21 protein-coding genes and 1 tRNA gene are annotated in these 23,374 nt (G+C 73.0%); 14 read left to right on the plus strand and 8 right to left on the minus strand.

Annotated features, from left to right (window positions below; genetic code table 11):
* Nucleotides 1-131 precede the first annotated feature (131 nt).
* Nucleotides 132-554, minus strand: coding sequence for a very short patch repair endonuclease (locus tag ACZ4NT_RS19375; protein ID WP_121402770.1), 423 nt, complete (start codon nucleotides 552-554; stop codon nucleotides 132-134).
* A 69-nt stretch (nucleotides 555-623) separates the two neighbouring features.
* Nucleotides 624-1,637 carry an SEC-C metal-binding domain-containing protein gene (locus tag ACZ4NT_RS19380; protein ID WP_121402772.1) on the minus strand — a complete coding sequence of 338 codons (1,014 nt, stop codon included), beginning with the start codon at nucleotides 1,635-1,637 and terminating at the stop codon, nucleotides 624-626.
* Nucleotides 1,638-1,865: 228 nt separating this feature from the next.
* Here ACZ4NT_RS19380 and ACZ4NT_RS19385 point away from each other — a divergent pair, with 228 nt between their 5' ends.
* The 6 genes from ACZ4NT_RS19385 to ACZ4NT_RS19410 all read left to right on the plus strand — a co-directional run bounded on the left by ACZ4NT_RS19385 (nucleotide 1,866) and on the right by ACZ4NT_RS19410 (nucleotide 6,986).
* Nucleotides 1,866-2,666, plus strand: coding sequence for a class E sortase (locus ACZ4NT_RS19385; protein ID WP_467726503.1), 801 nt, complete (start codon nucleotides 1,866-1,868; stop codon nucleotides 2,664-2,666).
* A 104-nt stretch (nucleotides 2,667-2,770) separates the two neighbouring features.
* Nucleotides 2,771-3,031: a DUF3311 domain-containing protein gene (locus ACZ4NT_RS19390; protein ID WP_467726505.1), complete on the plus strand. Its 261-nt coding sequence runs from the start codon at nucleotides 2,771-2,773 to the stop codon at nucleotides 3,029-3,031.
* Nucleotides 3,028-4,551 carry a sodium:solute symporter family protein gene (locus ACZ4NT_RS19395; protein ID WP_467726507.1) on the plus strand — a complete coding sequence of 508 codons (1,524 nt, stop codon included), beginning with the start codon at nucleotides 3,028-3,030 and terminating at the stop codon, nucleotides 4,549-4,551. Before ACZ4NT_RS19390 ends, ACZ4NT_RS19395 begins: the two co-directional genes overlap by 4 nt.
* Before the next feature lie 258 nt (nucleotides 4,552-4,809).
* Entirely contained in the window at nucleotides 4,810-5,121 is a 312-nt protein-coding gene (locus tag ACZ4NT_RS19400) for a DUF6412 domain-containing protein (RefSeq protein WP_121402778.1), read from the plus strand.
* 109 nt (nucleotides 5,122-5,230) lie between these two features.
* A complete protein-coding gene (locus ACZ4NT_RS19405) occupies nucleotides 5,231-5,980 on the plus strand; it encodes a YidC/Oxa1 family membrane protein insertase (RefSeq protein ID WP_121404709.1) in 750 nt (249 codons plus the stop codon).
* A 148-nt stretch (nucleotides 5,981-6,128) separates the two neighbouring features.
* A complete protein-coding gene (locus tag ACZ4NT_RS19410) occupies nucleotides 6,129-6,986 on the plus strand; it encodes a fumarylacetoacetate hydrolase family protein (RefSeq protein WP_121402780.1) in 858 nt (285 codons plus the stop codon).
* 83 nt (nucleotides 6,987-7,069) lie between these two features.
* On the opposite strand, the gene ACZ4NT_RS19415 is transcribed toward ACZ4NT_RS19410, so the two are convergent.
* Entirely contained in the window at nucleotides 7,070-7,543 is a 474-nt protein-coding gene (locus ACZ4NT_RS19415; RefSeq protein WP_121402781.1) for a heme-degrading domain-containing protein, read from the minus strand.
* On the minus strand, nucleotides 7,540-8,649 hold the full coding sequence (locus ACZ4NT_RS19420) for a Gfo/Idh/MocA family oxidoreductase (protein WP_121402784.1): 1,110 nt from the start codon (nucleotides 8,647-8,649) through the stop codon (nucleotides 7,540-7,542). Before ACZ4NT_RS19420 ends, ACZ4NT_RS19415 begins: the two co-directional genes overlap by 4 nt.
* Before the next feature lie 47 nt (nucleotides 8,650-8,696).
* Here ACZ4NT_RS19420 and ACZ4NT_RS19425 point away from each other — a divergent pair, with 47 nt between their 5' ends.
* Nucleotides 8,697-9,860 carry an ROK family transcriptional regulator gene (locus ACZ4NT_RS19425; RefSeq protein WP_121402786.1) on the plus strand — a complete coding sequence of 388 codons (1,164 nt, stop codon included), beginning with the start codon at nucleotides 8,697-8,699 and terminating at the stop codon, nucleotides 9,858-9,860.
* 384 nt (nucleotides 9,861-10,244) lie between these two features.
* Here ACZ4NT_RS19425 and ACZ4NT_RS19430 read toward each other — a convergent pair whose 3' ends face one another.
* On the minus strand, nucleotides 10,245-11,153 hold the full coding sequence (locus ACZ4NT_RS19430; protein WP_467726512.1) for a hypothetical protein: 909 nt from the start codon (nucleotides 11,151-11,153) through the stop codon (nucleotides 10,245-10,247).
* A 236-nt stretch (nucleotides 11,154-11,389) separates the two neighbouring features.
* Here ACZ4NT_RS19430 and ACZ4NT_RS19435 point away from each other — a divergent pair, with 236 nt between their 5' ends.
* From ACZ4NT_RS19435 to ACZ4NT_RS19450, 4 genes are all read left to right on the plus strand, one after another.
* On the plus strand, nucleotides 11,390-12,169 hold the full coding sequence (locus ACZ4NT_RS19435; protein WP_121402789.1) for an HAD-IIA family hydrolase: 780 nt from the start codon (nucleotides 11,390-11,392) through the stop codon (nucleotides 12,167-12,169).
* Between the two features lie 115 nt (nucleotides 12,170-12,284).
* Entirely contained in the window at nucleotides 12,285-12,872 is a 588-nt protein-coding gene (locus tag ACZ4NT_RS19440) for a hypothetical protein (RefSeq protein WP_121402791.1), read from the plus strand.
* Between the two features lie 10 nt (nucleotides 12,873-12,882).
* Nucleotides 12,883-13,548, plus strand: coding sequence for a class F sortase (locus ACZ4NT_RS19445; RefSeq protein WP_121402793.1), 666 nt, complete (start codon nucleotides 12,883-12,885; stop codon nucleotides 13,546-13,548).
* A 448-nt stretch (nucleotides 13,549-13,996) separates the two neighbouring features.
* Complete coding sequence (locus tag ACZ4NT_RS19450; RefSeq protein ID WP_121402794.1) at nucleotides 13,997-15,034, plus strand: glycoside hydrolase family 6 protein; 1,038 nt, start codon at nucleotides 13,997-13,999, stop codon at nucleotides 15,032-15,034.
* 75 nt (nucleotides 15,035-15,109) lie between these two features.
* On the opposite strand, the gene glxA is transcribed toward ACZ4NT_RS19450, so the two are convergent.
* The 3 genes from glxA to ACZ4NT_RS19465 form a co-directional block, all read right to left on the minus strand.
* Complete coding sequence (gene glxA, locus ACZ4NT_RS19455; RefSeq protein ID WP_467726516.1) at nucleotides 15,110-17,047, minus strand: radical copper oxidase GlxA; 1,938 nt, start codon at nucleotides 17,045-17,047, stop codon at nucleotides 15,110-15,112.
* Nucleotides 17,044-18,993 (minus strand): glycosyltransferase family 2 protein, encoded by a 1,950-nt coding sequence (locus ACZ4NT_RS19460; protein WP_121402798.1) that lies wholly within the window; start codon nucleotides 18,991-18,993, stop codon nucleotides 17,044-17,046. Before ACZ4NT_RS19460 ends, glxA begins: the two co-directional genes overlap by 4 nt.
* A 426-nt stretch (nucleotides 18,994-19,419) precedes the next feature.
* Nucleotides 19,420-19,493, minus strand: a tRNA-Lys gene (locus ACZ4NT_RS19465).
* 187 nt (nucleotides 19,494-19,680) lie between these two features.
* Between ACZ4NT_RS19465 and ACZ4NT_RS19470 the strand changes: the two genes are divergently transcribed.
* The 3 genes from ACZ4NT_RS19470 to ACZ4NT_RS19480 all read left to right on the plus strand — a co-directional run bounded on the left by ACZ4NT_RS19470 (nucleotide 19,681) and on the right by ACZ4NT_RS19480 (nucleotide 23,180).
* On the plus strand, nucleotides 19,681-21,039 hold the full coding sequence (locus ACZ4NT_RS19470; RefSeq protein WP_467726518.1) for a peptidoglycan-binding protein: 1,359 nt from the start codon (nucleotides 19,681-19,683) through the stop codon (nucleotides 21,037-21,039).
* Nucleotides 21,040-21,209: 170 nt separating this feature from the next.
* Nucleotides 21,210-22,397, plus strand: coding sequence for an SPFH domain-containing protein (locus tag ACZ4NT_RS19475; RefSeq protein WP_467726520.1), 1,188 nt, complete (start codon nucleotides 21,210-21,212; stop codon nucleotides 22,395-22,397).
* A gap of 162 nt (nucleotides 22,398-22,559) precedes the next feature.
* Nucleotides 22,560-23,180 carry a lytic polysaccharide monooxygenase gene (locus ACZ4NT_RS19480; protein WP_121402804.1) on the plus strand — a complete coding sequence of 207 codons (621 nt, stop codon included), beginning with the start codon at nucleotides 22,560-22,562 and terminating at the stop codon, nucleotides 23,178-23,180.
* Nucleotides 23,181-23,374: the final 194 nt, after the last annotated feature.

Consider the following 23,374-nt stretch of genomic DNA (forward strand, 5'->3'; position numbering starts at 1 on the left):
CCTCCTGTGACAGGACCGGTTGAGACGGCAAAGTCGGGCGCCAAGATTAACAGTCGCTTTGCGGACTGTAGGTGCGGAAGAATTTTGGTACGGCCGTCTCCGGCGCCCCTGCGACCCGCACAACCTGAGGATCAGGGATGACCGGGGCGAGGACGTCGCAACGCCACGATGTCCCGCACCCGGGCCGCCGCCAAGAGTGGCTCCTCGTGCTCCCAGACCCGCACCGCCAGCCAGCCTGCGGCAGCCAGGCGCAAGTCGGTGTCGAGGTCCCGACGCCGATTGCCTTCGATCTTCGTACGCCAGAAGTCCGAATTGCGTTTCGGCCAAGTGGCGTGCTCCGGACACCCGTGCCAGAAGCAACCGTCCACGAAGACCGCCACTTTGGCGGGCCCGAAGACGATGTCGGCCTCGCGTCGCACCCCCTTCAGGGGCCGGCGATGCACTCGATACCGCAGGCCGGCGCTGTGCAGCGCCCGCCGCAACGTCATCTCCACCTCGGTGTTCCGGCTCCGCTGTCGGCTCATCCGCCGGCGGGTCTCGGGTGTCGTCTCCACCGTTCGCCACTAGTCCTAGGTCCGGCGTCCGTAGTGCCTGGTGTCGTGTCTTCCGGTCGGACCCGGGCCCTAGCCCGCCCGGTGGCACTCCTCATAAGCATTCCCCGACCCGCACCAGCACTCCGCCCCCCGCTGCGGGGGCCACGCCACCGCGAGGCCTCGGGCTGCGAGGGTCGTCGCGTACTGGGGCAGGAGCGTCGCGTCCGTCGGGGACGAGGCCTCCGACGCCGCGAAGGCCTCGTAGGAGGGGACCGTGCCGGTGACGATGCCCAGGTTCGGGGTGCCGGAGGCCGACAGTTCCCGCAGGGACGCCTCTATCGTCGCGAGGTGCTCCTCGTGGGACGGGTACTCCTCCGTCAGCGACGGGTACGCCGCCAGCAGCTCCGCCAGCTCGTCCGCCGGCCAGTGCAGCACCGCCACCGGGAACGGCCGGGACAGCGCCTCCCGGTACGTGCCGAGCTCCGCGCGCAGGCGGGAGATCTCCGCCGCCAGCTCCGCCGGGTTGTCCGAGCCCAGCGACCACACCCGCTTGGGGTCGTGCAGTTCGTCCAGGGAGACGGGGGACGAGTGCAGCGTGTCCGCGAGCATGTCCCAGTCGTCGTGGGCCACGCCCAGCATGCGGCGCACCCGGTGGCGGCCGAAGAGCAGGGGGTGCGTCGCGTACGGCGGTTCCGAGACGTCCGCCAGGAGGAGCCGCGCACCCTCCGTGAACGTCTCGTGCGCCGCCTCCAGCTCGTCGTGCGACTCCAGGGCCTCGGCCACGATCACCCAGGCCGCGGGGTCGCGCGGGGACGACGCCCGGACGCCGTCGATGATCGCCCGGGCCTCGGCCTCGTGGTCGTACTCCCAGAGGTTCGCCGCCTTCAGCGCGCGGACCAGGTGGGGGTTCTCCAGGGGCTCGGAGGACGACAGCAGGCGGTCGTACAGCGCGGTGGCGCTGGGGCGGTCGCCGGACAGTTCGAGGTGGGCCGCGGCCTGCACGAGCAGGTGTTCGGCGTCCTCGGGGTACAGGCCTGCGGTCCGCTCCAGGCGTGCCGCTTCGGCGTTGTGGTCGACGTTCTCGGCTGGCGTGTCGGGGCGCATGGTGGACACCGTACTGCCGTGGACCGACAAAAGAGAGAGATCCGCAGGCCAGAGCGTCGCCGGCCACGATGGGGAAGGGGCCCCGCCTCCCGGTCGCGAACGGCGGCCCCCTGACGTCCCCGGCGGAGACCTTCACGTTCCGAACCGGCAACGCCCCGACCCGCCCCCGTCGCTGGTGACTTGCACCGGCACCCCCTATCGTGCGGCCCCGGCGAAGGAGGCGTACGCATGCGGGCTCCCGGGATCGTGCACCACGGCTCGCGGCGGCGGCGGGCCGCGTACCGGCGGGCGCTGTGGAGCGGGGGTGAAATCCTCGTCACCGTCGGGGTGGTGCTCCTGCTCCTCGTCGTGCACCAGCTGTGGTGGACCAACCGGCAGGCCCGCGAGGGCGCGGAACGCAGGGTCGAGGGGCTGGAGAGGGAGTGGGACCGTGCGGCGCCGGGCGGGACGACGGACCCGGAACGGGGTGCGGACCCCCCGTCGGGCGGCGGGAGCGGCGGCGGAACGGACGCTGCGGCCGGCCGGGGCGGCCGGGCGGACGCCGCCGGCACCGCGGCCACCCGCGAGCGGCCCCGCCGGTCCCAGGCCTACGCCGTCCTCACCGTGCCCCGCCTCTCCCTCCGCGTGCCCGTCGCCGAGGGCATCAGCAAGCCGGACGTGCTCGACCGGGGCTACGTCGGCCACTACCCACGGACCGCACAGCCCGGCCGGGCGGGGAACTTCGCGCTCGCCGGGCACCGCAACACCCACGGCGAGCCCTTCCGGCACCTGGACCGGTTGCGGCGCGGCGACACGATCGAGGTGGAGACCCGCACGGCCACCTACGTGTACGTCGTCGACCGGACGCTGCCGCGGACGTCGCCGCGCGACGGCGGTGTCGTACGTCCCGTCCCGCGCAGCACCGTGCGGCCGGACTACGGCTACGGCGAGCCCGGGTACTACCTCACCCTCACCACCTGCACCCCGGAGTACACCTCGAAGTACCGCCTGGTGGTGTGGGGCCGGCTGCGCTCCATGCGGCCCCGCTAGACCCCGCGCGCCGGAAGCCGTTCACCGGACCCGCTCGCGTTCGCCGGTGCGCCCCGGCACCGGCGTCCCGGGGCCCCCGTGCCCCGTCGGTAGGGTCGTCTTCCGTGAACGCACGCCCCGTGAACGCGAGCCCGGAGCCGTCCCACCCCGTGAGAGCGCGGCTCCACAGACTGTGGCTCCTCACCCCGTTCGTCCTGTACCTGGGCGTCCTGCCGCTGGTGAACCGGGTCGAGCCCGTGCTCCTCGGGCTCCCCTTCCTCTTCGTCTGGCTGCTGGGGGCGACCGTCCTCACGCCGCTCGCGGTGTGGCTGACCTGGCGGGGCGACCGGCGCATGAACGAGCGCCGCGGGAGCGTGCGGTCATGAGCAACGCGGCCGTCGCCACCGCCGTCTTCGGCGTCTTCATGGTGGCCACCGTGGTCCTGGGGCTGCTCGCGGTGCGCCACCGCGGCGGGGGCCAGGGCGGGCTCGCCGAGTGGTCGGTGGGCGGGCGCAGCCTCGGAGCGGTGTTCATCTGGGTGCTCATGGCGGGGGAGTCGTACACCAGTTTCAGCTATCTGGGCGCCGCGGGATGGGGGTACAACTACGGCGCCCCGGTCCTCTACGTCGTCGCGTACATGTCCTGCGGATACGCCGTCGGATACCTGGTCGGCCCCATGTTCCACGCGTACGCCCGGCGCCACGGTCTCGTCGGCATCACCGACATGGTCGCCCACCGCTACGGCCGGCCCTGGGCCGGCGCACTGATCGCGGTCCTCGCGACGCTCTGCCTGCTCCCCTACATCCAGCTCCAGATCACCGGGATGGGCGTCGTCGTCTCGACGATCTCGTACGGTGCCGTCAGCCTCGACTGGGGCTACTTCGTCGCCTTCGCCGTCACCACGGCCTTCGTCGTGGTCAGCGGGCTGCGCGGCAGCGCCTGGGTGTCCGTGCTGAAGGACGCGCTCGTCATCGTCACTTTGGCCTTCCTCGCCGTCTACGTCCCGCTGCACTACTTCGACGGGTACGGCGACTTCCTCGGCCGGCTGGTGGAGGAGAAGCGCGACTGGCTGACCCTGCCCGGGCACGTGGGCGCCGACAGCGGGCTGGGCACCCCGTGGTTCGTCACGACCTCGCTCCTCAACGCCCTGACCGTCGTCATCTTCCCGACCACCGTCGCCGGGTACCTCGGCGCCCGCGACGGCGACGCCCTGCGCCGCAACGCGATCTGGCTGCCCGCGTACAACGTGCTGCTGTTCGTGCCGATGCTGCTCGGCATGGCCGCGCTGTTCGTGGTCCCCGGGCTGGCCGGCGCCGGCTCCAACCTCGCGCTGTTCCGGATGGTCGTGGACTCGCTGCCGGCCTGGGCGGTCGGTGTCATCGGGGTCGCGGCGGCCCTGTCCTCCATCGTGCCGATGGCCGTGTTCATGCTGGTCATCGGCACGATGTGGGGGCGCAGCGTGCTGTCCCTCGTCCCCCGTTGGCGCGCCCAGCGGGCCCAGAAGCGGGCCTCGCAGACCGTCGTGGTGATCGCGGGCACGATCGCGCTGGTCATGACGTACGCGGCACCGAACACCCTGGTGCGGCTGTCGCTGATCTCGTACGAGGGGATGGCGCAGCTGGTGCCGATGCTGCTGCTCGGCCTGGTGTGGCGGAGGTTCACGCTCACGGCGGCGCTCGGCGGGCTCGCGGTCGGCGGCGCGCTGGTGTGCTGGCTGGTCTTCAGCGGGCGGGACCCGGTGTTCGGGGTGAACGCCGGGATCGTCGCACTGGCCGCCAACCTCCTGGTGGCGCTCGGGGTGGCGTACGCCGGTGGCGGCGCCCGGGACGACGGGCGCCCCGACGGTGAGGTGCTCGCGGTCGCCCCCGGCCTCGATCCCTTCGCTCCCGAAGCACCCGCACGTTGACGCTTCGAGTGCAGGCCCGCCGCCTTGACGCTTGCAGTGCAAGCCCGCCGCCCGCTCCCGACCGGCCGGGCACGGGAGCCGGCCTCACGCGTGGCGGCGAGCCGGTCTGACGCGTCGCCCCACGAGCCGGCCTCACGCGTGGCCGCGGGGCGCCCCGACCGTGTGCGTCGCCGCAGGGCGAGCCGGTCCCACCGGCCCGTGCGGGGGCCGATCCTGTATAACGACAGGACGACCATGTGTGCGAAAGGAGAGCGGCCGATGATGCGGACCTGGGTGACCGTGCGTCCCGTCGCCGCGCTGCTCCTGCTCGTCCTCCAGGTCGCCCTCCTGGACGCCGGAAGCCTCTCCGCCGTGGTCGCCTTCGCCGCGACCGCCGCCGCGGGCTCCGCGCTCGCCGCCTGCGCCGTCATCGCCGGGCGCTGCGCCCCCGCCGTCCCGCCGACGCGCGTACGGACGGCCATCCGCGACCGTGAGCACCGCACGGCCTTCCTGCCCCAGCGGGATCCCGACGCGTCGGGCCGCACGCGTCCCCGGGCGCCGGGGCGTGCCCTCCCGACGGTCACCGCGTAGGGACACGCACCACCTCTCAGCACCGCTGCGTACCCGCGCGGGCCGTCCTGCCGATCTCCTCACGTCCGGCACGACGAGACCCCCGGAGGGCTCACCCATGTCCGCTTTCATGTCCGTTTTCGCGACCCTGGTGGAGCGGTTGGCCGACCTGCTCCAGCCGCTGTTCCACGCCTCCGCGGCGGCCGCCGCGATCGTCCTGTTCACCGCCCTCGTACGCCTCCTGGTGCATCCGCTGTCCCGGGCGTCGGCGCGCGGGCAGCGGGCCCGTGCCAGGCTTCAGCCGCAGATCGCCGCGCTGCGCGAGAAGCACGGCAGGAACCAAGAGAAGTTCCAGAAGGCCCTCCTGGAACTGCACGCCCAGGAGAAGGTGTCACCGCTCTCCGGCTGCCTGCCGAGCCTCTTCCAGATGCCGGCCTTCTTCCTGCTCTACCACCTGTTCTCCAGCACGACGATCGGCGGCGAGGCCAACGCGCTGCTCGGGCACACGCTGTTCGGCGCCCCGCTCGGCGGCCGGTGGGCGGACGCCCTGGGGGACGGCGGGCTCCTCGGCGCGCAGGGGCTCGTCTACCTCGGGCTCTTCGCGATCGTCGCCGTGGTCGCCACCTTCAACTACCGCCGCACGCGGCGGATGATGGCCGCCGCGCCCGCCCCGGCCACCGGCGGCGAGCAGGTACCCGGCCTCGGCGCGATCAACAAGGTGGTGCCGTTCATGTCCTTCTTCACGCTCTTCACGGTGGCGGTCGTGCCGCTGGCCGCCGCGCTGTACGTCGTCACCAGTACGACGTGGAGCGCGGTGGAGCGGGCGGTGCTGTACCGCGACATGCCGGGAGCGGCTCCGGCGGCCGCCGCCCTGGTCTGACGGCGGGGCGCGAGGGGCGGTCCCGCCGGTTACGGTCCAGTCCGTGAACGGGGTATTGCGGACTGGACGCCCAGCTTGGAGGATCGACCAAGTCCTCCGATGGCTGCACCCATCGGTCGGGCTGCCGCGATCGAAGGAGATTGTGATCATGAAGCTGCTGCGAGTCGGTACGGCGGGGGCGGAGCGGCCGGCGCTGCTCGACGCCCAGGGCACCCTGCGGGACCTGTCGGGAGTCGTGCCGGACATCGACGGAGCGCTGCTCGCCGACGACGAGGCACTCGGCCGGATCCGTGCCGCGGCCGAGGCCGGCGAGCTCGCGGAGCTGGACGCGGCCGGGCTGCGCGTCGGGCCGCCGGTGGCCCGGATCGGCAAGGTCGTGTGCATCGGGCTGAACTACCACGACCACGCGCGGGAGACCGGCGCGGAGCCGCCCGCCGAGCCGGTGATCTTCTTCAAGGCGGCGGACACGGTGGTCGGACCGCACGACACGGTGCTCGTGCCGCGGGGCTCGGTGAAGACCGACTGGGAGGTGGAGCTGGCCGTCGTGATCGGCCGTACGGCCCGCTACCTGGAGACCCACGAGGAGGCACTCGCGCACGTCGCCGGGTACGCGGTGGCGCACGATGTCTCCGAGCGCGAGTTCCAGATCGAGCGCGGCGGCACCTGGGACAAGGGCAAGAACTGCGAGACGTTCAACCCGCTCGGCCCGTGGCTGGTGACGGCGGACGAGGTGCCCGACCCGCAGGCGCTCTCGCTGAAACTGTGGGTCAACGGGGAGCTCAAGCAGGACGGCACGACCGCCGAGCAGATCTTCCCGGTCGCCGAGGTGGTCCGCTACGTCAGCCGGTTCATGACCCTCTACCCGGGCGACGTCATCAACACGGGCACGCCCGCCGGCGTCGCGCTCGGGCAGCCCGAGCCGAAGCCCTTCCTGCGGGCCGGTGACGTGGTGGAGCTGGAGATCGAGGGCCTGGGGCGGCAGCGCCAGGAGCTCAAGGACGCCTGAGCGGGAGGAAGGCCGGGGGCGCCCTCGGGGGAGAGGGGGCGCCCCCGGCCGGTCGGGGGGAGGGGGCGGGGCCGGTGCCCTGCTCAGCCCTTGAAGTGCTCCAGCGCCTCGACGACCATCAGGTGGTCCTCCACCTGCGGCAGCCCCGAGACGACCACCGTGCCGACGACTCCCGCGCCCTCCACGGCGATCGGGAACGCCCCGCCGTGGGCCGCGTACCGGTCGGGGTCCAGGCGCGAGGACTCCTCGAACGTGGTGCCCTTGGCCCGGAAACGGGCTCCGACCAGGTACGAGGAGCAGCCGTAGCGCTCGACGACGCGGCGCTTGCGGTCGATCCACGCGTCGTTGTCGGGGGTCGAGCCGGGCAGCGCGGCGTGGAACAGCTGCTGCCCGCCGCGGCGGATGTCCACGGCGACCGGCGCGCCGCGCTCCCGGGCCAGCTCGACGAGCAGCGAGCCGAGGGCCCAGGCATCGTCGTACGTGAAGCGCGGGAGCGTCAGCCGGCGCTCCTGCTCCTCCAGTTCGGGGATCGTCGGAGCGGTCGTCGAGGTGCTCACAGCGTCACCGCCGACCCGTCGCGGGCGGAGCGCCGAGCCGCCTCCAGGACGTCGAGGGCGTCGGCCGCCTCGTACGCCGTGACCGGGTTCGGGCCGCCCTCGCGCAGGGCCGCGGCCACCGCCTCGTAGTACGCCGGGTACGCGCCCCGCAGCGTGGGCTCCGGGCGGCCGCCGCCGGTGAGCGGGGACTCGCCGGATCCGACGTGTCCCCACAGGGTCTCGGGCTCGACGCCCCACTCGGCCGTGCTGCCGGGACGCCGGCCCTCGCGCAGCGCCGCCTCCTGCGGGTCGAGGCCGTACTTCACATAACCGGCCCGTGAGCCCAGGACGCGGAAGCGCGGGCCCAGTTGGGCGGTGGTCGCGGAGACGTAGAGGTGGGACCGGACGCCGTTCACGTGCGTGATCGCGAAGAACGTGTCGTCGTCGGCCTCGGCGCCCGCGCGGCGCACGTCCGACTCGGCGTACACCTGCGCCGCCGGACCGAACAGGGTCAGCGCCTGGTCGACGACGTGGCTGCCGAGGTCGTAGAGCAGACCTCCGATCTCCGCCGGGTCGCCGGACTCGCGCCAGCCGCCCTTGAGCTCGGGGCGCCAGCGTTCGAAGCGGGACTCGAAGCGGAAGACGTCGCCCAGCTCGCCCTCTTCGACGAGCTTGCGCAGGGTCAGGAAGTCGTTGTCCCAGCGGCGGTTCTGGAAGACCGACAGGAGCAGACCGCGTTCGTCGGCCAGCGCTGCCAGCTCGCGCGCCTCGGCCGCCGTGCCGGCGACGGGCTTGTCGACGACGACCGACAGGCCCGCCTTCAGGGCGGCGGTGGCGAGCGGGACGTGCGTCTTGTTCGGGGAGGCGATGACGACCAGATCCAGCTCGTCGGCACGCGCCCACAGCTCGTCGGGCGCGGCGGCGAACCGGAGGCCGTCGCCGAACTCGGCCCGGGCCTGCTGCTGCCGCTCCGGGTTCGAGGTGACGACCGTGTCCAGGGCGAGGCCCTCGGTCGCGGCGATCAGCGGGGCGTGGAAGACGGAGCCCGCGAGGCCGTAGCCGATGAGGCCCACGCGGAGGGGGGTGCCGGGGCCGGGTCCTGTGCCGGTGCTGCTGCTGCCTGTCATGCCTCCACTTTCGCAACGCTGTTGCCAAAGTGCAAGCGCGGGGGACAATGGCGTACGTGAACAGGACCAGCGCGGAGTCGGAAGTGAACGGGTCGGGGGTGCGCGGGCGCGGAGCGGAGGCGGGGGTGAACCTGCCGGCGGTGCGCAGCCACAACGCGGCGCTGGTGCTCGACCTGCTGCGCACGGCGGGCCCCGCCGGCATCAGCCGTCTCGAACTCGCCGAGCGGACCGGGCTGACCCCGCAGGCCGTCAGCAAGATCACCGCACGGCTGCGGGCGGACGGCCTGGCGGCGGAGGCGGGCCGGCGTGCCTCGACGGGCGGCAAACCGCGCACGGTGCTGCGGCTGGTTCCCGAGGCGGGCCATGCGGTCGGCCTCCACCTGGACCGGGACGAGTTGACGGCGGTCCTGTGCGACCTCACGGGAGCGGTGGCCGCGGAGCGGCGCTCCCCGCTGGACCTCGGCTCGGGGGCGGACGCGGTCGTCGCGGGGGCGGCGCGGGAGGTGGCGGCCCTGCTCGCGGGGATGCCGGGAGCCGCCTCCGTGCTGGGCGCCGGGGTCGCGCTGCCCGGCCCGCTCGACCATGCCCGCGGGGTGCTGCACCGGGTCACCGGGTTCCCGGAGTGGGACGGCTTCCCGCTGCGGGAGGCGCTCGCGGGACGGCTCGGCATGCCGGTGGTCGTGGACAAGGACACCAACGCGGCCGCCCTCAACCTCGCGGTCGCCGGGGCCGCCGGGTCCGGCCACGGGTCCTTCGCCTATCTGCATCTCGGTACGGGCCTCGGGGCCGGCCTGGTCATCGGCGGGGCGGTGCACCGGGGCGCGCGGACCGGTGCGGGGGAGTTCGGGCACCAGGTCATCCAGCTGGGCGGACCGCTGTGCGGCTGCGGCAACCACGGCTGCATCGAGGCGCTGTGCCTCGCCGCGGTGGCGCGCGGTGCCGTGGACGAGGCGGCACAGGTCCTCGGGGCGGGCGCCGCGAACCTCGCCGGACTGCTCGACATCGACCTGGTGCTCCTCGGCGGCCGCACCGTCGCCGCCCACGAGGAGTCCTTCGTACGGGGGGTCGGCGCCGTCCTCGACGAGCGCGCCCGGCGCGGCGGCCTGGACGCGGCGGTCCCGGTGCGCCCGGCGCCCGGCGGCGCCCGGGCCGTGGCGGAGGGCGCGGCCCAGCTCTGCCTCGCGCCGCTCTTCGGGCGGGCCGACGGGTGAGCCGCGGTGCCCCGCCCCGGCCGGCCGTCCCGCAGGACCTCGGCGGGCGGACGTCGACGAGGTCCGGGACACGGCACGGACGCGCCACCGCCGTACGCCCGACGGTGGGCGTGCGCCGCCGGACGGCCTGATCCGTCCGCGGGGGCCGTTCGCCCCGGCCCCGGGCTCTCCGTGTCGGCGTGGTGGTCGGTGCGAGGTCGGGCGGCGTACGTGTGGTGTGCGGCGCGCCCGGGTTTGAGTCGGCCGGGGGCGTCCGTCCCGGCTCTGGGGTCTCCGTGTCCGCGCGGTGTCGGTGCGAGGTCGGGTCGGTGTACGTCCGATGCGGTGGGCGTGCGGGGGCGGGCGGTCCGCGCCTGCCCTGGGGCCGCCCGACCCGGCCCGGGCTCAGTCGCCGTCCCGCAGCAGTCGGCGTGAGGCCATGAGGAGCGCCCCGCCCGCCACGAGCAGCAGCCCGCCGATCAGCAGGCCGATGCCGTGCGCAGCGCCGGGGCCGGTGGACGCCAGTTCGTCGGCCGCCGACGTGTCCTCTCCCGGGTCGGTGCCGCCGGAGCCGGTGGCCGCCCCGGAGGCCGAGGCGGCAGCCGACGCCGCGGCCGAGGGCGGGGCGGACCCGGCCGGCGCGGTGGACGCCGTACCGGTCGCGGCCGGGGGAGACGTGGTTCCCGTACCGTCCTGCGGGCTGTCGGGCCGCCCGTCGATGCGGAAGCGGTAGTCGTTGGACTGCCCCACCCAGTCGCCGTCGTCGCGGTGCCGGTGCACCACGGCGGCGTTCACCACGACGTCGTTCGGTGCGACGGCGGCGGAGGTGACGGTGAGCCGCACCTTCACCTTCAGCGTCCGCCCGGGCGCCACGGTGAACCCGGGGAAGCCGTCGAAGGCGCCGACCAGTTCGTCCTCGTCCGTGCGCTCGAAGGAGACCGGGTGGGCCCGCGTCCCCTCGAAGAACTCCAGCCGCACCTGGGACGGGCGCAGCTGCCGCTTCTCGTCGACGAGGATCACGACGGGGTGGATGTCCCCGCAGGAGTGGGCGGTGGTGTTGGTGAGGTCGAGGAACCAGGTCCCGTCGGCGCCGCCGGTCTGGTAGACGTCGGGCCCGCCGCGCAGGCGGGTGGTGAGGGGAAAGGCGCGGCCGTCCGGATCGGCGCAGGAGGGGCGGCGTTCGGGGGCCGGAGCGGCGAGGACCGCGGGGGGCGCGGCCGAGGGGGCGTCGAGCCCGGTCGCGCCGGGAACGGGGCCGCCGACGAGGACGGCCGTGGCGGCAACGGTGAGGGACAGGGACGTGCGCAGTCGCATGAACATATGACCTGCCATCTGCGCCCCGCCTCCGGAGCCGCCACGCCCGCAAGGCCCCGGACGGCCTCACAGGTCCCCTCGATCGGCGGAGCACCGCGGCTGTGTCGCCGGACCGCCCGAACCGGACCGGGAGCGACCGGAACCGCCACGACCGCGTCGTGAACCGGCGGACGCCGGTCGGCGACTGATCGCTAGGCTGTGGCCCACGCAGCACCGCGTACGGCAGGGAGAACGGCATGGCAGACCGCAAGCCCATCGAATCGTGGCTCACCGACATGGACGGTGTCCTGATCCACGAGGGTGTGCCGATCCCCGGCGCCGACGCCTTCATCAAGAAGCTCCGCGAATCCGGGCGGCCCTTCCTGGTGCTGACCAACAACTCGATCTACACCGCCCGCGACCTGCACGCCAGGCTGCAGCGGATGGGCCTGGACGTGCCGGTCGAGAACATCTGGACGTCCGCGCTGGCCACCGCCAAGTTCCTGGAGGACCAGCGGCCCGGCGGCACGGCGTACGTCATCGGCGAGGCCGGCCTGACCACCGCGCTGCACGACATCGGGTACGTGCTCACGGACCACGAGCCGGACTACGTGGTCCTCGGCGAGACCCGCACGTACTCCTTCGAGGCGATGACCAAGGCGGTCCGGCTGATCAACGGCGGCGCCCGCTTCATCTGCACCAACCCCGACGAGACCGGCCCGTCCACCGAGGGCCCGCTGCCCGCCACCGGCGCGGTCGCCGCGCTGATCACCAAGGCGACCGGCAAGCAGCCCTACTTCGCGGGCAAGCCCAACCCGCTGATGATGCGGACCGGGCTGAACGCCATCGGGGCGCACTCGGAGAGCAGCGCCATGATCGGCGACCGGATGGACACCGACGTCCTCGCCGGGCTGGAGGCCGGGATGGAGACGTTCCTGGTGCTGACCGGCCTGACCACGCCCGCGGAGATCGAGCGCTATCCCTACCGCCCCTCCAAGGTCGTGGACTCCATCGCGGACCTGGTCGACCGCATCTGAGCCGCGTTCCATGCCTCGGGCGGCGGAAATCCGCTCGAACGGAGCAGCGATTGCCCTCCCCGGGATGCGGCGGCCGTCCCGGAGGAGGAGTCTCCAGGTGTCTGGAGGTTTCACGATGGGTTCACTGCGACTCACTCTCTGTGCCGGGGCGGTGCTGACCGCCGCCCTCACTCCCGCGGCCTACGCGGGCGACGCCGGCGTCTCCGTCACCCCCTCGCCCCCGGCCCCCGGCGGCGACATCACCCTGCGGGCGACCGGCTGCAAGGCGAAGACGGGCACCGCGAAATCCCGTGCGTTCGTCGCGGACGCCCGGCTCACGGGCGGGCACGGCGCGCTCGTCGGGGAGACGCGGGTGCGCTCCTCGCTGCGGCCCGGCACCTATGACATCAAGGTCGCCTGCGACGGCGTCGACGACAAGGTCAGGGGCACGCTCACCGTCGCCCGGGCGGACGGCCCGAGCCACGCCGCCTCGATCCGGCCGCCCCGCCCGTCGGAGCGTCCGGAGCGGCCCGCGTCCCTCGCCCCCGCCTCGCCGGTCGCGCCCGTGCAGGCGGGCGGCGGCGGCACCGCCCACTACGCGTCCGTGGACACCCGGTCCACCGGCCCCGGCACCCGGCAGGCCGTGATCGGCCTGGTGCTCGCGAGCGCCGCCGCGGTGGCCGTCGCGGTGCGCAGCGCCCGCCGGGGCCGCGGCGGCGAGTAGGGGACGGGCCATGTCCGACCGGGAGCGTTCTTCCGGCACCGGGCGCCTGACGACGGGCGTCGCCTGGGCGGTACTGGTGCTCGGGCTGTGGCTGTGGGGCCGCGAGGTGACCGATGTTCGGCAGGGCATGTCGCCGCCGACCACGGGTGACGTGGCCGCCGTCGGCCGGCCGTGGGGCGTCGAACTGCCGCCCGCCCACAAGCCGTTGAAGCCCGCGAAGCCGCAGCGCGTCGACGTGCCGGCTCTGCGCATCCAGGCACCGGTGGTGGCCGGTGGCCTGGACGCGCAGGGAGCGATCGAGCCGCCGCCGTACGACCGGCCGGGCCTGGTCGGCTGGTACGCGGCCGGTGTGAAGCCGGGCGCGGCCGGGACGGCCCTCTTCGTGGGGCACGTCGACACCGAGACCCGGCCCGCCGTCTTCTACAAGCTCAGCTCGGTGCGGCCCGGCGACAAGGTCCGGGTGGTCCGCGACGACGGCACCGTCGCCGAGTTCACCGTCGACGACGTCCAGGTCATCCCGCGGGACCGCTTCGACGCCCGGCAGGCCTACGGGGCCCGCAGGTCGGGACGGGCCGAACTGCGGCTCGTGACCTGCGGCGGCACCTTCGACCGGGCCAGCCGCGCGTACACGGCGAACGTGGTCGTGTCCGCGTACCTGACGGGCAGCGGTCACTGACCCTTCCCGGCCCGGCCGACGACCCGCTCCCCCTGGAGCCGTCGGCCGGACTGGTCCTCGACCGCGCGCGCTCGGGCTGCGGGAGTAACCCGGCGACCGGCGCGGGAGGTTCTGGGGCCCGTGCTGACCTCGTGGAGAGTGCAACCGGGCGGGGACCGGGGCCGTTCGGAACGACTCTAGAGCGGATGAGCGCTGCGGCCTAGGGGGAGGTTGACGCCAAGTCCGCCTCTGCTGCCTGTGCGTGACGGGCCGTCGGGAGGCCGGTCCGTGCCGTGCGGCGGCCGCACCGGCCGCCGCAGGGGCTGGGAGGAACGTCCCCGCCCGGCCCGGCTGTTGGTGTGTGCCCCGGGCTGTAACAGCTCTCCGACAAGGATTCCGACGGCCTCGTGGCGACCCGCCGCCTATGTCAGGATTGCTGCTTTCGGACGGTGCACCGAGGGGGAGTGGCATGTACGGCGGCACGGGGGCAGTTTCCTTACTCGCCTCCAGGGCGGCACGGGTGTCCGTGGCGGCGGGGGCGGCGCTGCTGCTCGCGGGGTGTTCCTCCGCCGGGGGCGACGGCGGCGAGGAGGGCGGGCCCGGCCCCGGGATCACCCAGCAGCCGAAGCACTCGGATCCGTACTGGGTCAATCCCGACGGCAACGCGGCCGGGCAGGTGGCCGCCTACGAGAAGGCGGGCCGGAAGGGCGCGGCCGAGCAGATCCGCAAGATCGCCGAGCAGCCGACCGCCGAGTGGATCGGCCCCGAGAACCCGGAGGAGGAGGCGCGGGGCTTCACCGAGGCGGCCGAGAAGGCCGACCGGTCGGCGCTTCTCGTCCTCTACAACATCCCGCACCGCGACTGCGGCCAGTTCTCCCGGGGCGGGGCCGCGGACGGCGACGCCTACCGGACCTGGGTCGAGGCCGTCGCCCGCGGCATCGGGGACCGCTCCGCCACGGTGATCCTCGAACCGGACGCGATCCTGCACGTGGTGAACCGGTGCACCCCGCAGGAGTTCCACGAGGAGCGCTTCGACCTGCTCGAGGACGCCGTCACGGAGCTCAAGGCCCTCAAGAACACCAAGGTCTATCTGGACGCGGGCAACGCGGGCTGGGGCCACCCCGACCAGATCTTCGAGCCGCTCCGGCGGGTCGGCGTCGACCGGGCCGACGGCTTCGCGGTCAACGTCTCCAACTTCTACTCGACCGAGGACTCCCTCGCCTACGGCAGGCAGCTGTCCGCGAAGGTCGGCGGCAAGCACTTCGTGATCGACACCAGCCGCAACGGCAACGGGCCGTACACCGGCGGCAAGGCGGACGAGAACTGGTGCAACCCGCCGGGGCGCGCGCTGGGCGAGGCGCCGACCACGAGGACCGACGACCCGCTCGTCGACGCCTATCTGTGGGTGAAGCGACCCGGCGAGTCGGACGGCACCTGCAAGGGCGGCCCGAAGGCGGGCGAGTGGTGGCCCTCGTACGCGATGGGACTGGCGAAGGCGACCCGGTAGCCCGCTCCACGCACGGAAGGGGCGCCCTCCGGACTCCTCGGAGGGCGCCCCTTTCCGCCGGCCGCCGGGCCGGCCTCAGGGCACCCGCACCCACCGCGCCTTGCTCGGTGTCCCCTGAGTGTCCGTCACGAACAGCATGTACCAGCCGGACGGCACCAGATTCCGGTTCTTCGGGATGGTCACCGTGATCCCGCCCCGCGTCCGGACGAACTCCAGGGCGATGGAGCGCTGGTCGGTGTCGGTGACGTGGGTGGACGCGCTCGGCCGGATCAGCCGGGCCGTCCGCACGGCCGAGGAACGCGCCGACGTGAACGCCGCCGAGGCGCCGCGCGCGATTGTCCTCGGCCCGCCGGAGAGCGAGGGCCGCGCGCCCCGGTACAGATACGGCGGGGTGTAGATCTCGATGCGCTGCTCGAACTCGCCGGGCTCGGTGTCGGCCGCGTCGCCGTACAGCGGGTCGGAACCGAAGAACATCACCCGGCCGTCGGGCAGCAGGATCGACCCCGCGTGGTAGTTGCGGCCCACCAGCGGGTCGGCCACCCGGTCGAACGTCCGCCTCTTCCGGTCGTAGATCCGTGCCTGGAGGATGTCGGAGGCGCCGCGCCCGCGGTAGTCCTCGGAGCCCCCGGACACGAGCACGGTGTCGTCGGGCAGGATCGAGTACTGCGGATACCGGGTTCCCTTCTCCAGCCGCGGCCCGTCCGTGAACCGGGGGTGGGGGGCCAGCAGATCGACGATCCGGGTCCTGCGGCTGGCCTTGTCCGACTCACCGACCCCGCCGCCCCCGATGACCATGTACGTCTCGTCCTGCGCGGGCGGCAGCAGGACCGTGCCGGAGGTCTCCAGCAGGTCGGGGTCGCTCATGCCCGGGATCCTGGTGAACCTGTTGCGGTCCAGGTCCCAGACACCCGGGTCGCGTCCGACGTCGTCCGGGCCGTAGCCGGCGTTGGACCCCGAGTAGAACAGCTTGCCGTTCTGCATCAGGGTGATCGCCGGATAGGTCGGGAACTGGCGGACGCCCTCGGTGTACGCCCACTTCCGGGTCCTCGGGTCGAAGACCTCGTTCTTGCCGGGGACGAGCTGGCCGATCTCGTCGAGGCCGGAGAGGCCGAGGATCCGGCCGTCGCTCAGCGTGGTCAGCGTCGGGTACCAGCGGGCCTCCTTCATCGGGTCGACCTTGATGTACTTCTCGGCGACCGGGTCGAACTCGAAGGCGTCCCGGATGCCCTGGAAGTCCTTCTTGTCGAGCGCCAGTTTCTGCGCGATGCCGTACGTGTTGCGGGCGTCGTCGCCGGTCAGGCCGCGGACGCGGTAGTTGTCCTGGGTTCCCGTCTCGTACCGGGCGCCGCTCTTCTGCGCCTCGACGTAGATGCGGCCGAGACCGGGGTCGTTGCGCAGGAAGCGGCCGGTCGCCCGGTCGAAGACCTTCTTGGCGCGCGGCACGAGCACCGGATCCTTGGAGACGAAGGTCCGGCCGTTCTTCCGGCCGGTGAACGCGGTGCCCGCGGGCAGCGTCACCGGCTCGTCCGGGTTCTCGTTGTGGACGATCATCAGGCCGCCGGCCTTGGTGACGTCACCCTTCAGCTTCTCGTACCGCTTGGTGCCCCCCGCGATCAGCAGGTGGCCGTTGCCGAGCTGGGTGTGCCCCGTGCAGAACAGGTCCTTGGGTGTCTCCACCTTCCTGACCGTGCCCGCGACCGGGTCCCAGATCCGGGTGTCGAACCTCTTGGCGTCGAAGTTGTCCTGGTCGTTGCCCGAGCCCGCGATCAGCAGCACCTTGCCGGTGTGCAGCAGGGCGGCGTGGATCGTGTTCTGCCGGTACTTCTCGGGGAATCGGACGATGTCCCAGTGCCCGTTGTCGGCCTTGTACTCCGGCCGGTCGATCTTGTACTCGTGGTACTGCTCCGTCCCGAAGCGGTACAGCCAGGGCCCGTTCATCCCGGCCAGCGCGAGGACCACCGTCGCGCCTATCGCGAGGCGGCGAGCGCGGCGCCGGCCTGCACGGTCTTTCATTTCTCACGTCCCCCAAGAGCGATCTGCACGGTCTGGTCGCCGCCTCCCCGGCTCTCCCGGTCCCCCTCGGCCGCCCATGTCGGCCGGGGCCGCGGCGCGTGCGGGGCGGCCGGTACGGCTCCGGGCGGCACCGCGTCCCGCGGCGGGGCCGCGGCCGGCCGCCGCCGCTCCTGCCGCAGGGTCCAGCGCCAGATGAGGATCGGTGACGCGGTGATCAGCAGGGCGAAGGACGCCCAGGTGATCATGGCCGGGTGGGCGTGCCCGTAGAGGAAGGACGCCGTCGTCGAACCGGCGAAGACGAGAAGGAAGAACAGATGGATCCGGAAGGTCCCGAAGAGGGTGTCGGGGCTGGCCGAATCCCCCTTCGGCGTCACCACGAAGCCGCTCTTGCGGCGCAGCACGGCGTCCATCAGCGAGCGGGCGTAGATCGGCGCGGACAGCGCGGACATCGCCATGCCGGCCACGCCGCCCGATCCCTCGGGCTCGTGCGGGGAGACGTTGTGCCGGCGGTTCCAGATGTAGAGCCCGATCTGCAGCGCGGAGGCGTTGCCGTACAGCATCAGCCAGATCGTCGGGTCGATGTTCACGCCCGAGGCGCCGAGCCCGAGGAAGAGCGCGCAACTCAGTGCCGCGAGGATCCAGTTGAGGGCGGACATCGGGTAGAAGATGATCATCATCGTGTAGTTGAAGAGCTTGCCCGGGGGCAGCGAGAAGAAGCCCTTCCAGTACTGCTTGAGGATCGTCTCGTAGGTGCCCCGGGACCAGCGCAGCTGCTGGGTGAAGAAGTCCGTCCAGGCGTTCGGGCCCTCGCCGACGGCGAGCACATCGGGTGTGTAGACCGAGCGCCACTTCCGGCCGGTCACCGGGTTCCTGGCGCGGTGGATCTCGAAGCCGGTCGCCATGTCCTCGGTGATCGAGTCGTAGAGCCCGCCGATCTGCTTCAGCGCCCGGATGCGCACGGCGTTGGAGGTGCCCACGAACATGGGGGAGCCGTAGAAGTTGCCGGCGCGCTGGATCAGGGCGTGGAAGAGGAACTGCTGCGACTCGGCGGCCTTGGTGACGAAGGTGTCGTAGTTGCCGTACACCTGCGGGCCGATGACGAAGCCGACGTCCGGGTCGCGGAAGAAGCCGAGCATCCGCTCCAGGTAGTTGGGCAGCGGGACGTGGTCGGTGTCCACGGAGGCGAAGAAGTCGTAGTCGTCGCCGTGCGCCTCCAGCCAGGCGTTGTAGTTGCCGTGCTTGGTCCGGGCGCGGTGCGGGCCCTTGGGCCGGTTCCACTTCTCGACCCCCTTGCGGGAGAAGTGGTGCACGCCGAGGCGCTCGCAGACCTCCTTCACCTCCGCGTCGTCGCCCTCGTCGAGGAGCCAGACGTGCAGCAGGCCGCGGTGGCGCAGCCGGACGGCGGCCTGCAGGGTCTTCGTCACCATCTCCAGCGGTTCCTTGCCGGGCACGAAGGAGGTGAGGAAGGCGACCCTGGTGCCGGTCTCGGGCACCACCGGGACCGGGTCGCGGGCGACCAGGGTGGCGTGTGCGTTCGACAGCACGTTCATGCAGCGGAAGAACTCGATCAGACCGATCGAGACCAGCATCACCGTGTCGAGGACGGGCAGGAAGTCGTGGGCGGGATAGTCGCGTTCGGTCCAGTGGTCGGGCTGGAGCAGCCAGCCCAGCAGGACCAGCGACAGCAGCGGGGCCGCCCCCAGCATCAGCGCGGCACGCAGCCGGTGCGGCTCCTGTGAGAGCAGCGAGCGGTACTGCACCCGGTAGGGCTTGTCCGGGTCCGGCCGGGTGAGGGGACCGGCGAGCCGGCTGTAGTGCTCGTAGTCGTACGTCGGAAGCGACTTCCCCGTCCTCCGGAAGCCGCCGGTCCGGTGGGCCGGCACCCGTAGCCGGGTCGTCTGTGACGGGTCGAAGTCCCGTCGGGCGCCCGTCGGCGTCGACGTCATGAGTCATCCCCCCGCACGCACCCCGGGTGCGTGGTCGTCGGTTCTCCGTCGCCCGCTCGGGTCCCCCTCGACCGTCCCGGGCGCATCAGCGGCAGGCTGCCGTTGCCAGATCGTTTACACCGTTATGGACATAAAACGGTTGGCGTCCGGTTGCATGATGCCCCCCTCGGCACCCCTCGGTGGCGCGAATCCCCGATCCCCGCACCGCGGCACAACCGGACCAGGCGCCCCAACCGCCCCGCACCGGCAGCGTCTTGGCGCCCCAGGGTTCTATGCCGTCCGACATGATCGCAAGATGCGCAACAAGGTTGCAATCGGTCATACGTCTCTGAATGGGACGTGTGTGCGAAGAAGGGACCTCTCGCCGCGCCGGCGCACACGACGAAGGGCCCCTCGCCATCGGCGAGGGGCCCTTCGGTCTGTCTGTGCGCCGCCAGGGACTCGAACCCCGGACCCGCTGATTAAGAGTCAGCTGCTCTAACCAACTGAGCTAGCGGCGCGCGCTGACCTGGAGAACTCTACCCGATACCGGGAGGTGGTCCGGCCCGTCGGCTCCCGGTGAGTCGGCGGTCGCGGAGCGTGCCGTACATCATTCGGACCGTCAACATGCGACAACGGGGCACGGTTGAGAAACTGACGATCGTGCAGAAATGCGGACATTTCCATCTGGAGTGTGAGGGGAATCGCATGGAGACTCCGGTGTTCGAGGAATTCGATCCCGCGAGCGACTGCGACTGCCCCGGCTGTTCCGACCGGCGCCGCGTCGGCGGCGCCCCCGCCCCCGCCGCGCCACCGTCCGGCCCGGCCCGGCCCGCGGCGCGGGGGGCTCTCGCGCTCGCCGCGGCGGCGGGCACCGTCCTCGGCGCCGGCCACTCGGCCCCCGCGGTCGCCGTCGCCCACGCGCCGGCCCGGCCGGGCCCTCCCGCGGGCGACGAGCCCGACACCCCGCAGGGCGCCAAGGCGCCGCTGCACGGTCCGGCCGGGAAACCGGCGCGTCCGGACAGACCGACGACCCTGGCGGCGCCCGCCACCACCCGGGCCGAGATCATCAACCGGGCCAAGAAGTGGGTGACCGCCGGAGTGCCGTACAGCATGACGGCCTACTGGTCGGACGGGTACCGGCAGGACTGCTCGGGATTCGTCTCGATGGCCTGGAACCTGGGCCGCAACGAATGGACGGGCAGCCTCGGCACGTACGGCGTGCGGACCACCAAGGAGAACCTGGAGCCCGGCGACATCCTGCTCTTCCACAACCCGAGCAACCCCGAGAACGGCTCGCACGTCGTGATCTTCGGCGGCTGGGCCGACTACACCCGCACCTACTACATCGCGTACGAGCAGACCCGCCCGCGCACCCGCAAGCAGTCGACCCCCTACGCGTACTGGAGCAACTCCGACCGCTACCTCGGCTATCGGTACAAGGGGCTGAGCGGGGGGACGCCCGGCGACCCGGGGCCCGCCGCGCCGGACGGCGGGGGGTCCGGCGGCCCGGACGGGGAGGCCTCGCGCTTCCCCGGTGCCGGGTACTTCGGCCCGGGCGCGAACAACGCCCATGTCACCCGGCTGGGCCAACTCCTGGTGGCGCGGGGCGGCGCCCGTTTCTACACCACCGGTCCGGGCCCGCGCTGGTCGGACGCGGACCGGCGCGCCACGCAGGCCTTCCAGCGCGCCCAGGGCTGGAGCGGGGCGGACGCCGACGGGCTGCCGGGGCCGACGACCTGGTCGTACCTGGTGCAGAAGCGGGGCAAGGACATCCCGGCGGCCGGGAGCCCCGGGCCCGTCGGCTCCGACCCCTCCTCGCACGGGGTGCCCGGCTATCCGGGCCGCGCGATGTTCCGTCCCGGGGCGGACAACGTGTACGTCACGCGGCTCGGGAAGCGGCTGGTCGAGAAGGGGTTCGGCACGCACTACACGCGGGGGCCCGGCCCGCGCTGGAGTGAGGCGGACCGGCGCAACGTCGAGGCCTTCCAGCGGGCCCAGGGCTGGCGGGGCGGCGCCGCCGACGGCTATCCGGGACCGGAGACCTGGCGGCGGCTCTTCTCCTGAGGCACCACGCACGACGCACCACTCGCCACGCAACCGTGCGCCGGCCCGGGCGCCGGCGCACCACCGCGCCGGTGCGGCGGCATCCGTACGGGCGCACCCCTGCGCCGCTGCGGCGACGTACCGGCACATCTCGTGACAACACTTCCAGGCGCGGAGGCATGGAGGCACGTATGACTACGACGACTTCTCACACCCCGGAGTCCGAGGGGACGCCGTCCGGCCCGCTGGAGGCGGCGGCCGAGGCCGTGCTGCGTCCGGCCCGGCTCATCCACAACGAGGCGACCACCGAGATCCCCGTCCATCTGCTCTTCCGCGACGACCCCCACCCGGTCTCGGTACCGGTGGCGCCCGCCGTGGTGGGCCGCCGCCGCGGTACGGGCGAACAGCCGCGGGTCCGGCGCCCCGCACCCGTCCCGGCCCGGCCGGTCCCCGAGATCGACCCCGAACTGGCGGAACGCCCGGCACGGGTGCTGCCGGGAGCGGCGGGGGTGCTGGCCGGGGTGTGCGGGGTGGCCGGCTGCCTGGTCACCTCCTGGTGGGCGGGAGTGCTGCCCGCCGCCGCGGTGCCGGCGTCGCTGTTCCCCGGCGTCGCCGGCGCGGGGCTCGGTCCCGCGCAGTGGGCCGGGTACGCCGGGGCCGGGGCGCTCGGCCTGTTCGGTTTCGGCGGCCTGGCCCGCGGCCGTGCCGGGCGGGCCTGGGTGCTCGGCCTGTTCGGGCGCTACCGGGGCACGGTCCGGCGCACCGGTCTGATGTGGGTCAACCCGCTGGTGCTGCGCCGCCGGATCGACGTGCGCTTGCGGCACTGGCGCAGCGAGCCGATGTCCGCGGTCGACGCGAACGGGGTCGCGCTGCGGGTGGTGGTGCTCGTGGTGTGGCGGGTCAAGGACACCGCGCGCGCCGCGCTCGGCGTCGACGACCACCAGGCGTACCTGCGCGAGTGCGTGGAGGCGGCGCTGGCCCGGGTCCTCTCCCGGCTGCCGGCCGACCCGCAGGCGGGGCTTCGCGGCGGGCTCGGCAAGGACGGTGCGACGCTGCGCAACACCGAGGCGGTCGGGGACGCGCTGACCCGGCTGGTGGCCGCGGACACGGCACCGGTCGGTCTGGAGGTGTTCTCGGTGCAGCCGACGCGTGTCGAGTACGCGCCCGAGGTCGCCTCCCGGATGCAGCGCCGCCGGATCGCCGCGCTGGACGCCCAGCACCGCGACACCGTGCTCACCTCCGTCGTCGACTCCGTGGAGGACACGGTCACCCGGCTCACGATGCGCGGCCTGGTCGAACTCGACGACTACGAACGCAAGGCCCTGGTCAAGGACTTGACGGTGGCGTTCTGCACGGGGCGCACGGCGGACGCGACCTGAGCCGCACGGCGCCCGGTGCGGCGGAGCACCGGGAACTGCCGCCGTGATTGGTATGGACATGTTCAACTACCGGCAATAATCTGGGACTTGGTCTAGACCTGAATACCGCGGTGCGCGCGTACGGCTCACGGAACCTCCCCCACGTTCTCCAGGAGCGGCAGCATGCGAATACGGACGACCAAGAAAAAGGCGAAGTGGTACGCGGGCGTGGTCTGTCTCGCCACGGCCGGGACGCTGGTGCTCTCCAGCGGCGGTGCCAGCGGCCACGGCTACACCGACCTCCCCGTCAGCCGGCAGAAGCTCTGCCAGAACGGCACCGTGACCGGCTGCGGTGACATCCAGTGGGAGCCGCAGAGCGTCGAGGGCCCCAAGGGCTTCCCCGCGAGCGGACCGGCCGACGGCCAGATCTGCTCGGCGAACCACGCCAACTTCGGCGCGCTCAACCAGCCGACGAAGCCGGGCGGCGGCGCCTGGCCGACGACCAGGGTCACCGGCGGCCAGAGCTACACCTTCCGGTGGCAGTTCACGGCCATGCACGCCACGACCGACTTCAAGTACTACATCACCAAGAGCGGATGGAACCAGAACCACGCGCTCAGCCGCTCGGACCTGGACACCACGCCGTTCCTCACCGTCCCCTACAACAACCAGCGCCCGCCCTCCACGCTCTCGCACAGCGGGACGATCCCCGGCGGCCGGAGCGGTCACCACGTGATCCTCGCGGTGTGGACGGTCGCCGACACGGCGAACGCCTTCTACGCCTGCTCGGACGTCACCTTCTGACCCGCACCGGGTGCCATGCTCCCGACAACGCTCGGGTAGGGTCCGCGTGGGGGGGGGGGGGGGGGGGGGGGGGGGGGGGGGGGGGGGTTTTGGGGGGGGGGGGGGAGGAGGAGGGGACAACGACCCCACCAACCCCCCTAGGCCCCGCCCGGGGGCCCCACCCGAAAAGCGCTCCACAAACCCCCAGCAAACAC

The sequence above is a fragment of the Streptomyces sp. NPDC026417 genome (genome assembly GCF_055567695.1).